We start from the raw sequence: 10,381 nt of genomic DNA, 5'->3' as shown, positions 1-10,381 counted from the left end.
CGACTTCATTTCAATTTTTAAATATCTACGCATAATATTAAGAAATTCATTAATTGCGTTTTCTATGCCTGGTAGATTTACTGCATCGAGAGGAATTTCTTTTTTAGTTGCTTCTCGGATGATGCTTTCGCAATTTTTAAAACTCTTTTCTATACTTTTATATTCTAGATTATCAGTGTTAAGTAGGAGAAGCACTGAATTGGTATAACTGTTTAACTTTCTTGCAGCCTCAAATAATTCAGAGACATCTTGCATTTCTATACTTTTACCAGCGGCAATAAGAACTTTACGCTTGGCAAGCATCAGCGAACCGATAATTTCAACTTCAGCCGCATACTGTGCACTAAAATCCCTAATTTTATTATTCATCTCAATACTCTGAGTGAGCTTAAGTTGAGATGTCAGCAGTTTATTACTATTTGTTATTGATTTCCATGCAATCAAAGCAGGGATTGCTCCAGCGATGAAAGAACCAGCAACTGTTGCAATTACTGCTTCCCAAGCAAATCCAGAGTCAATAATTATTTTAGGAACTTTACTAATAGCAAGATAACTATTTGAAATAATGTGTTCCGGTATAAATGGAATCCCTTGCCATGCCATTATGCAATACCTATAAATATGAAAAACAAATCATAACCGTGGCTTAAGCTCATTAATAGGCGCTAAAGCGAATAAACCTCGCACAAAGGCGAGGTTTGTTTGACTGGATAAGCGCTACTGCACAACCAACTCTTATCACACTAGAACACTTTATGCGTAGCGCACTAATCCTTTTTTATCATTTTCATGAATATGTTGGATTTGGGTATAAGGGTCCATCTCAAGAACAGCACCAGTCATTGCTAGACAACCATCTACAAAACCCTCTGCCACCTGCATCTGCTGGCGAACTCGCCCCTCAGATACTTTGTATCGCTTCGCTATCTGGCGCTTTGAAACACCAAGAATGTAATGTAGGCATATCAGTGAGTATTCATGCGTCAATCGCCGGGCCTTTAACTGTCCTACTGCTGCATCAACGATCAGGCCATCATCATCACAGCAAGATTCTTTACGGCTCGATGTAACTGGCAATAGCCCCTTAAATCCCGCCGCTATAGATGAATAATCAGTACCGGAATTATCACGCGCCCAAACGCCCCAGCGGGCCAAAACTAAAGAAATGTCTCTCATGCTAAAGCCCCTATACCGATTGAACGATCCATAAAGCGGAATAATAGAACTATCTGGTTTCCGTACTTCTCTTCCCACTCGCGCTGGTTGGCATGTAATTCATCGTGACAGTTGCGGCACAAAGGGAAGGTGAACAGGTCATGGGCCTTGGTTGCCATGCCGCCCTGCCCGTGTCCGATGATGTGGTGAGGGTCACAGTCGCCATTGCCACAACCGCAGCAAGGCTGTGATTTCACCCATTGCAGATATTTCCGGCTCTCCCAGCGCCGCAGTTTTGGCCTGAGCATAAAACCTGCTGGCGGCTCGGCATCAACTTTTAAGGCTAGCGCTGGCTTTACTGCTACTTCCGCTGGTGGGTTAGCTTTAGCTACTTTCTTGGCTACAACCTCTTGCGGTGCTGGCGACCAGGTAATATCGCTTTCCTTTGTACCGCCAGTTTCGATCACTGCTGGTGGCATATGCAGAGAGGAACGAGCGATAGAATCAGGTAGCAGGTCATAAACCTCGTTAACCACCGCCCACCAACACAGCTCCGGCATGGTAAGCTGGTGACCCTCAGTAAAGCGGAAATAACCACGAATTGTCTCAATCAACCAAGTGATAAGGTTGGAAGTTGCTAGCTGATCTAACCGTGGGATGTTTTGCCCACTAAGCCGGTTGTCACATGCCCAACACAAGCGGATAGATTTCCCTTTATAGCTGAGCGTTGTCAGGTTCTTATCGTGATAGCTTTCGTTTGGGTGAACCCACTGGCACCCTTTTAATAGCCCCACTCGAGCCTCAAGCACTCGAGGGCCACCAGCAGCGCGGATAACCCTTTCATGTTCAAAGAATGGCAGCAGGCGTGGATCGTTAGCCAGTTGCTGATCGACAAAAGGCAACCTGCCGGCGGGAAGCGATTTAAACTCTTCCGGCTCACTGGCCACCAGCAACCGACCCGACATGTAAGGCATCAGGTCCGGCCCCGGCTTTAAAAAGACGAGGCCAAGCTCACGCTGAATAAATGGAGTTAATAACGCCCTCATGCTGCTTTAGCCGTCATCATTAATTTAATGAGTTCAGCCACTTTCGATTCATAGAAATGTGGTTGCGTCTCACGTGGATTACCCGGACTGGTGAGGTTCTTGCCATAAAGCAGCCCTTTTGACGTCACTGACCAAAAGTATTTAATCCCCCCTTTGGCTTTTGGTGATGTGCTCGGACGGGATCGGCGTTCAACAATACCCAACTCGGCCAGACGACCAAATGCTACTGTCGTTCTAATGGGGATTGACCGAGATTTAAGTACCGTACTCAGTGCCATAGTTGGACGGCTTGAGCCGTCGACAGCATCAGAAGGGGCATCAATGGCATATTCAGGTGCTAGATTTGGTAAGCCGATCGCTTGCTGTAACTTTTGGCAAGCACCAAGAACAGAGGAATTGGAAAGATTGAGTTCTTTACGCATGAACTCTAACAAAATGACACCAGCCTGCATTTTATCTGCTGATGGGTTTGCTGCGGTAATTGAATGGCTGACAACTAGATCGAATGTTCGGATCACTTTCAAACTGAATGATGCACTAATCCACATAGCATAGGCATACACCAATTCTTTACAGACATAAGTACCCTGCTCGATACCACCACGCACGACATGAACGGGTTGTTCCATAGGCGAGTTGCTAATCTGCAACTCGGTCACTAACTGAACAGCTTGTTCGTTCCTGAGCCAAAACGCTGGTTTATGTTTATCTAACGCACCAGCAGCACGATGTAAGTCATTCAGGCAGTAACGACCAGAATTATCGAGACGAACGGAAACACCCTCAATTACGAGTAACTGATTCATAATTCACTCCACACATTAGCTTTATCAAGTCTCTCCAATCCAATGTCCGCACAATTGGAGAGGTGAATAACTGCACAAACACTGTACATCAATACAATATCAACGAGGAACATTTTTATTCACCTCACTGATAACTATCTCTATCTTCCCTCCCTTGATGATTGGTCCCCACTCAATCGTTAGCTTTTTTACCTGGCTATCATCAACCCATACACCCGCATGAGTCAGGGCATCCAAGGGCGCTTTCATAAAATTATCCAGATCCCGCCGGATAAGATTTGGAGGGTAAAAAACGATAGAGACTGCAACCGGATCGGTAATGGCTTTCGGCATCCGCCGCAACTGCTCAAGAATGCAGGCCAAAGCCTCAGATCGGAACTGACGCCCCTTAACGCTGATAAGATGGCGACCAGCTAACGGCCCCTTGCTCGGGGCGCGCCAGTAGCTATTTACCGATGGTGGAAATGGCAGGATTAGTTTCAAGCCGCCACCTCTTTACGTTCGATACACATTTCTGGGAGATTTGCCCGAACCAACGCCTCAGCAAACGGCGGTGGCACAGCATTACCACAGCGGGCTACTTGTTTATCTTTCGCATACTTAGTGCCGGTGTAGTCACGATCGATGATGTACCAGGTCGGGAAGCCCTGCGCGGCGTATAACTCATGGGGTTGCAGCATACGCATGCCAATATCGACGATCTGATAATCAATACCCTCGACCGTGACCAGCCCGAACCGGTCATTAGTCGTAACTGTATGTAGGGGATCATTCAGGCTAACGCCCTCTTTCTCATTACCGTAATATTTCAGTAAAAAGGCGCGTACCTCCCCAAAATGATTCCCTCCAGCAGTGACCGTTTGTAGCGGTTCTGTAACTTTTTGCCCTGTATTTGTACCGCGCATCTTAATGAGATTAGATGTGACCAAGGCATGATGATCAACGGTAGTTACTGTATGGGCTGGCTGTCCCAGATCAGCACCGGGGCCGGTATAGTTGCCACCGAAGTGTTTAGCTAAGAACGCAGAAACAAGCCGAGACTTGCCACCGCCGCCCGCAGTAATAGTACCGCTTGGCTCATCAACCACATGCCCCACACTATTGCCAAACTCACGGGTAATAATCGGGGCTACAAGAAGGTGCTCAGCCTTGCTAGTGATTGTCGTCAGTGGTTTACCGGCTTCATATGCCATGCGGTCGCCACCGAAACCGGTTTGACCGATACGGGCAATGATTGGGGCAATAAGGCAAGAATGATTTGTGCTACAGAGCGTATGCATCGGCTGCTCTGCAGAACGCGGTTTAGCTGAATATTTAGGTCCGCCAGCGCCAGCAATGAACGGGGTCAGCTTTGCTTCAACCATTCCTAATGCGTGACCGTTACCACCTGGACGAGCAGAACTCCCGGCGGTGATAGTTGGCAAGGGTTCATCACATTCCTGCCCAGTAGCGCCAGTCCGAAATTTAGTGATATGAGGGGTAACAACTGCATAGCCGTGAGTTTTGGTGATGGTCTGCAATGGCTGATCCAGAGCTTGACCTCGGAAACAATCGTATGAGGTTTTGGTACTGGTATGGTTGCACTTCACGATAAACGGCGTTGGGTTATCGATAACAAAGCGTTGAATGCCACGCGCAATACGTTTTAGCGTGTTCTCAGCCAGCGGCTTCTTACGCTCGAAAATACTCGGGCATGGAATTGACCAGTCAATGCATTCGGCAGCAGTGCGCCACGGTTCACGGTGTCCGCTTTGAACGTCCAACGACTTAGGATCGCCGTGAGTTGGCTCCGGCCATACCACCGGTTGCCCATCACAACGCATCACCATGAAAAAGCGCTTTCTGATGGTTGGTGCACCGTAATCACTGGCCCGAAGTTCTCTGAACTCTACAACATAGCCCAAGCCAGAAACTAAACGCTTAGCCTCAGCGCCATTGATATCAAGCCCTAAGACCTCACAGCATTCCTGTAGTGCTGGGTGCTGAGAATCAATACCGGTGGTCAACATGCCAACGAAAGCAGCGAATGTCTCGCCAGCGCGAGCAGGATCAGGATGCTCGGTACCATCTTCAACAGTAATCAGCGGTCCCCACGTCTTAAACTCTTCGACATTTTCCAGCATGACTACTCGAGGCTTTTTCGCCAAAGCCCAGCGCACGACAATCCACGCTAAACCACGGATCTCTTTTTTAACCGGTTTACTGCCTTTAGCTTTCGAAAAATGGCGGCAATCAGGACTGAACCATGCCAGGCCAACAGGTCTGCCGGCGGTCGCTGCTACTGGGTCAATATCAAATACTGATTCGCAGTAATGCAGTGTGTCAGGGTGGTTTGTCGTATGCATAGCAATGGCGTTTTCGTCATGATTGATGGCGATATCAACACTGCGCCCCGTTGCCATTTCGATCCCTGTGCTGGCACCACCACCGCCCGCAAAATTATCTACGATGATTTCTTTCATGCTGTTGCTCCCATAGCGGCGGTAAGTGTTGTGGCGGCAGCAATGATGGCATCAGACGGAATACCGTCTAATTTCATGCGATTGATATTGCCTAAAATTTTATGTTGCAGGTCGGCTGGTAATTCAGCAGCACCAGGTACCTTGCCAAAATACAGATTTACTTCGACTGGCCAGACAGTGTTACCGGTTTCCGGTACCAGAATAATTTCAGGAATATTTTGCGGTTGGCTTTGTGGTGCAAGACGCTCGGCCTCTCTGCGGATCTGCGCTAAGAATGCCGCGCCGGTAGTCATAAGCTGATCCAGTGAGACATAACTTGTTGCTGGCCCGCGCCACGTCTTATCAAATATCGCTATGGCGCCAGCGAAGAATGCACCGCTCGGTACCTGTTTATCATCTGCCGGAATAAACCAGCGTGGGAGGTCGAAACCAACGCGACCGCGAATGAACGCTATGTGGTCGGCTTGCTCTGGCCACCAGCTCTCTGATGTGGCGACTTTAATCAGGAAAACATAGCGCCCACCGGCGTCACGCATTGCCGCTGTGTGCTGCATGATGTGTGTCATGCCAGTGATGTATTCACCTTCATGCTGTTTAGCGCGGGAATAAGGTGGGTTACCGAACGCCGCGCCTTTAAGCTCTTTCACTCGCTCAGCCCAGTCTTGGACCAGCGCGTTATCTTCTGCCGTGTAGAAATCAGGGCATTTACTGTTTTCACCGTCGGTGAACAAATCCAGAACCAGAGGGCCAAACATCTGATTAATGCCCCAGAACAACGCATCGGGAGTACGCCACTGATCGCCAACTTCTTTCAGCAAATGAGACTCAGCCGACTTAAGCGCCGCCAATGATTGGACATATTCGGTATTGGAGAAATCAATCATGATGCAAGCCTCCGAAGTTCGTTCTCACTGACCTGATCAAGTGCCTTGGCCCAGATACCGTTCCATTCAATTCGTGCGGAGGTTTCATTCATGCGACCAAGACCGCCAGCCATGGAAAGTGCTGTTTTCTCTACGGTGTTTTGTGCCTTTCCGTGGCGTAATATCAGGCGGTCAAACGCTTCTTGTCTGGTCACCGTGTCCATCTTCGGCACTTTTGGCAGGTCGTCTGCCCGCACTTCTTTCACGGCCAGATAGCATTTTTCAGTGATCAGATAATCAAAGTTCTTGCGGCGCCACGTCTTACCCGATGATGTATCAGGGCGGTCCTCAAGCATCCAACGGCATTTCTTTGAGATGTAGCGCAGATAGGCAGACCATTTTTCCAGATTGAGATCGTATTTTTTCCAGAGAGCACGGAGCTTTGTTTGACGGTCTTTCGTCATATCCAGCACTCCGGGCATTTCTGGCAGAGTTGCGTGGTAAGCCTCCAGCACTGCTGAATAATCAATTTTTAAAGAATCAACTGGCTGCGGGTCGGTTGCCGTAGACGACTGACCAATAGTCTTTGTATTTGACGGATCTTGTTTTGAAGTTAATGACGGATCGGGGTCAACCATTGGGGGGTTGTTTGGCTGACTTTTATCAACCATTAACCCCTCAATATTTGATAGGTCAACCGTTGACCCCTTAACTATTGACCCCTCAATATTTGGGGGGGTAGTTTTTGAAGGTTGCTTTTTCTCTTTACGATAGTGTTGCTTAGCCGCGCCAGCCGCTAGCTCCAACTTTTCAACATTGAGAATGTAAAGGTTACTTAAATTGCGGCCACCAACCTTGCGCTCTTGCTTAACCAGCCAACCTTCACGCTCGAGTTCATCAATCGCAGACGATACGGTGGTTTTACTTTTAGCCCCGATCTGCTGCTGGATGGTTTCTACCGCTGGCCACGATACGCCCTCGTCATTACTGTAATCAGCCAGACGAGCCATAACAGCAACACGGGACAGAATTAGCCCCGCAAAGGCGCAACCCTCCCAAACTAGACCGTGTAATTTGCTGCTCATACATCCACCTTGGAAAACTCAGCCCTGAACCGTCTTATAGGCTTTGATAACTCGCCATGCTCATAACCATCACGCAGGTAAATAACCTCGCCTGTGGTGCTGTCATAGCGAATGACGTGAACACGAATACCACGCTTATCTTTGTAATAACGATCAAGTAATTGGATTGGGTTTGTTGTAGTTGATCCAGGGTTAGTCATACGCGGCCCCACTTACGACGAACAGCACCCACAATTCCCCGCCCCCTGCTGTGGTTGCACGGTACCCACCGACCCTTTATCATTCGTTCATACCGGAACGGACTGACACAAACGCAACGCAGTTGCGGAATAGAACGTTTAGCCGCTACAATGTTCATGCGTTAATTACTCCACACGTTTAGTTAATGCACCCGACGCCTCTGTGCCGCACACGGAGGCGTCACCCCATAACATCTCTGATACAACAATAATTTCTGCAATAATTGACTGTGCTCTATACCCCTTAGCTTTCAACCTCTTGCTCTCATCCCGATCTAAAACACCGTCGGCTGTGAACTGATTATGTGCACGACCAAAATCACCCAGGGCCGATAGCAACTCGTTAAACTTGATAAGCAACTCCTCGTTACCTGTCTCATCAACCTGTGGCAATTTCACGAACACACCACCAGCACGTTTACACATAGCTTCTGTGATGTCGGAACGGCCTGAGATTGATTCCATCTCTACAGCCATCCCAAATGGCACCACTTGCCCGGCTAACTGGCGAACGCGGTTACGTAGTGCATTCTCGGTACCGGACAAAGGACATAACTGTTTTGCCATCGCGTCATACTTGCCAGGCGTTTGAGTGATCAACTGGTGTATTGCGTCGCTGATGTCTGGCTGAGTTGGAAAGTCTTTGTTATCCACAATGTTTCTTCCTATCTGGTGGTTTCGATTAAGACGCAGATTCGTTAGTCTTCTCGTAAAGCTCAGCTTTGAACTGAAGCTTTCCATTTGTCCGATATGCGGCTTCAGCTGCCCGGCCTTTCGGAATTAGCTTTCTTGGACGATTTCGCCACTGATAGACGGCCTCGCTGGTAATCCCAAAAAAAGCGGCTACTTTTTCTGCACTTCCGAAGTATTTTTCAATGTCGTCTGTGGTCATATCGCCTCCATTACTAAGTTAAGTTAGATATTAAATTCTAATCTAACTTAGGTCAATAGAAACTAAGATTACTTAGCTTTATTAAATTCATGGTGATTAGATGGAAACGGTCGGCCAGCGTATAAAATCGTTAAGAAAGGTCACTAAGACTTCCCAGAAAGATTTAGGCAAATTTTGTGGCGTAAGTGACGTTGCGGTTGGTTATTGGGAGAAGGATGTAAACGTACCCAGTGGGGAGTCACTATCTAAACTCGCAAAGTTCTTCAATACGTCTATTGAATACATCCTTTATGGAACAGCGTTTGAAGATAAGCTGATCACCAGAATGCGCCGAGTTCCAGTTATATCTTGGGTGCAAGCGGGGTTGTTTACTGAATCAAATGCAGTGGAAGCATTTTCTGATACGGATCGGTGGGTAGAGACATCTCTACGTATTTCCGGTAATTCCTTTGCCTTGGAAGTGAAAGGGGATTCCATGACAAACCCTAATGGCATACCAACCATACCTCAGGGAGCCACGGTCATAGTTGATCCCGACGCGGAAGTACTTAATGGTAAAATCGTCGTTGCTAGGCTCGATGGAACCAATGAAGCCACTATAAAAAAATTAGTTATCGATGGCCCAATGAAGTTTTTAGTTCCCCTTAATCCTCGCTATCCCAATATACCAATCAATGGAAACTGCACCATCATCGGTGTAGTTAAAGGCGTACAGTACGACATCTAGCCCTCAGTAAATCCCACTTCAACTCAAATCAAATTAAACTAAGTTTAGTTTGGTTTTTGCTTGACCTAAAAACTAAGTTAAGTTAGATTTAATCCATCAACAGCGAACAGGCAGGACGCCCACGAAGTAGCTGCCGGTGGCATACGAAACACCGGATGATTCGCTTAGTAGGGTTAACAGTGTGGAGTAATTAAGAATGGCTCAAGTCGATAAAAATAGTTACGAAGAGGGATTGGACAATCTCTTTGGTGGTGTAGTTAACAAGCATTTTGCTAATCACTTAATTGAACTTTTCCAACCGACAATATCTCGCGTCGTAGCAGAAATGGTGATTGCTGGCAAAACCAAAACAGCAGTGAATGAAGCTGCAAGAGTCACTGCTGAAGCGTTAGTGGTCGGTATGAGGGCGGTTCTGATTAGCGCTAATTTGCCTTCCGAGAGCGTTCAGCCTCAGTCAGTAACTCTGACGGTGACAGTTCAAAAAGGTCTGCAAACATCGCGCTAAAGCGCCTTACAGCAATTAAGAACTCGGCTGGTGAATACTCATTATTTTGCGTACGGATGTATTCAAATGCCATTTGCTTAGCAGTATCAATAGGTTTCATTTACGTCCCTTCTTGGTTGTGTGAGAACTCCCAAGATACCACCGCCGCCTGAGGTGGAGAAGTAACCAGGCTCACAATCGCATGAGCATTACACCGGATATATGGACAGCAGCTGTGTTACCACCGCTGGCGGCAAGGTAGTTAGGTCGCAGAGCCTGCGTAACGGCCCATGCGTCGTAAGGTGGTCAAATGTAGTGCTCAGCCGATTGTGGTTTGCCAAAGAGCTAGCCTGTGCAATTGCAGCAGCCGGAGATAAGCGCCGGAAATCACAACCTTGTTCCATTGCTGTGTCTTTAGCGGCTGCGCCAGTTCTCAATCAACCAACACCAGGGGGAAGTGAGGATAATGTTCTGACAGGCCAGCCGCTCTTTTTACACACAGAGAAGTGCTCCGGGCGTGTTATCCCTTTAAACCCGTACAGTATAAAGCCCCCGGATCGGAGTACTTCTCTGTGTGTGGAGTAAACAACGCAGTGCAAACTGCATTACTGAGGATCACCCC

At 47.7% G+C, this 10,381-nt stretch carries 14 protein-coding genes; 2 read left to right on the top strand and 12 right to left on the bottom strand.

Going from position 1 to position 10,381, the window contains the following annotated elements; all coding sequences use genetic code 11:
* From V1952_RS04600 to V1952_RS04550, 11 genes are all read right to left on the bottom strand, one after another.
* The coding region (locus V1952_RS04600; protein WP_420074374.1) for a hypothetical protein at positions 1-603 on the bottom strand (603 nt) is incomplete at its 3' end.
* A gap of 150 nt (positions 604-753) precedes the next feature.
* Positions 754-1,176, bottom strand: coding sequence for an antiterminator Q family protein (locus tag V1952_RS04595; protein ID WP_049647615.1), 423 nt, complete (start codon positions 1,174-1,176; stop codon positions 754-756).
* Positions 1,173-2,201: a DUF968 domain-containing protein gene (locus tag V1952_RS04590; RefSeq protein WP_420074373.1), complete on the bottom strand. Its 1,029-nt coding sequence runs from the start codon at positions 2,199-2,201 to the stop codon at positions 1,173-1,175. The genes V1952_RS04595 and V1952_RS04590 overlap by 4 nt, the downstream gene beginning before the upstream one ends.
* Positions 2,198-3,007 (bottom strand): KilA-N domain-containing protein, encoded by an 810-nt coding sequence (locus V1952_RS04585; protein WP_420074372.1) that lies wholly within the window; start codon positions 3,005-3,007, stop codon positions 2,198-2,200. Before V1952_RS04585 ends, V1952_RS04590 begins: the two co-directional genes overlap by 4 nt.
* 99 nt (positions 3,008-3,106) lie before the next feature.
* Complete coding sequence (locus tag V1952_RS04580) at positions 3,107-3,490, bottom strand: RusA family crossover junction endodeoxyribonuclease (RefSeq protein WP_420074371.1); 384 nt, start codon at positions 3,488-3,490, stop codon at positions 3,107-3,109.
* A complete protein-coding gene (locus tag V1952_RS04575; protein ID WP_420074370.1) occupies positions 3,487-5,469 on the bottom strand; it encodes a DNA cytosine methyltransferase in 1,983 nt (660 codons plus the stop codon). The genes V1952_RS04580 and V1952_RS04575 overlap by 4 nt, the downstream gene beginning before the upstream one ends.
* A complete protein-coding gene (locus V1952_RS04570) occupies positions 5,466-6,353 on the bottom strand; it encodes a phage N-6-adenine-methyltransferase (protein WP_420074369.1) in 888 nt (295 codons plus the stop codon). The genes V1952_RS04575 and V1952_RS04570 overlap by 4 nt, the downstream gene beginning before the upstream one ends.
* Entirely contained in the window at positions 6,350-7,417 is a 1,068-nt protein-coding gene (locus V1952_RS04565; protein WP_420074368.1) for a helix-turn-helix domain-containing protein, read from the bottom strand. Before V1952_RS04565 ends, V1952_RS04570 begins: the two co-directional genes overlap by 4 nt.
* Positions 7,414-7,617, bottom strand: coding sequence for a DUF4222 domain-containing protein (locus V1952_RS04560; RefSeq protein ID WP_050146783.1), 204 nt, complete (start codon positions 7,615-7,617; stop codon positions 7,414-7,416). The genes V1952_RS04565 and V1952_RS04560 overlap by 4 nt, the downstream gene beginning before the upstream one ends.
* Positions 7,618-7,782: 165 nt before the next feature.
* Positions 7,783-8,310, bottom strand: coding sequence for a YmfL family putative regulatory protein (locus V1952_RS04555; RefSeq protein WP_050136697.1), 528 nt, complete (start codon positions 8,308-8,310; stop codon positions 7,783-7,785).
* Positions 8,311-8,338: 28 nt separating this feature from the next.
* Positions 8,339-8,548, bottom strand: coding sequence for a Cro/CI family transcriptional regulator (locus tag V1952_RS04550; RefSeq protein ID WP_145567478.1), 210 nt, complete (start codon positions 8,546-8,548; stop codon positions 8,339-8,341).
* Between the two features lie 100 nt (positions 8,549-8,648).
* Here V1952_RS04550 and V1952_RS04545 point away from each other — a divergent pair, with 100 nt between their 5' ends.
* Positions 8,649-9,275 carry a LexA family transcriptional regulator gene (locus V1952_RS04545; protein ID WP_342079784.1) on the top strand — a complete coding sequence of 209 codons (627 nt, stop codon included), beginning with the start codon at positions 8,649-8,651 and terminating at the stop codon, positions 9,273-9,275.
* 196 nt (positions 9,276-9,471) lie between these two features.
* Positions 9,472-9,780 carry a hypothetical protein gene (locus tag V1952_RS04540; protein ID WP_420074377.1) on the top strand — a complete coding sequence of 103 codons (309 nt, stop codon included), beginning with the start codon at positions 9,472-9,474 and terminating at the stop codon, positions 9,778-9,780.
* On the opposite strand, the gene V1952_RS04535 is transcribed toward V1952_RS04540, so the two are convergent.
* Complete coding sequence (locus V1952_RS04535; protein ID WP_420074367.1) at positions 9,698-9,880, bottom strand: YdiH family protein; 183 nt, start codon at positions 9,878-9,880, stop codon at positions 9,698-9,700. The genes V1952_RS04540 and V1952_RS04535 overlap by 83 nt on opposite strands.
* Positions 9,881-10,381: the final 501 nt, after the last annotated feature.

Source organism: Yersinia sp. 2542 StPb PI, from assembly GCF_048593855.1.
GTDB lineage: Bacteria > Pseudomonadota > Gammaproteobacteria > Enterobacterales > Enterobacteriaceae > Yersinia > Yersinia enterocolitica_E.
Note: the sequence above shows the minus strand (reverse complement) of the source record. Positions and strands in the feature narration are given on the sequence as shown.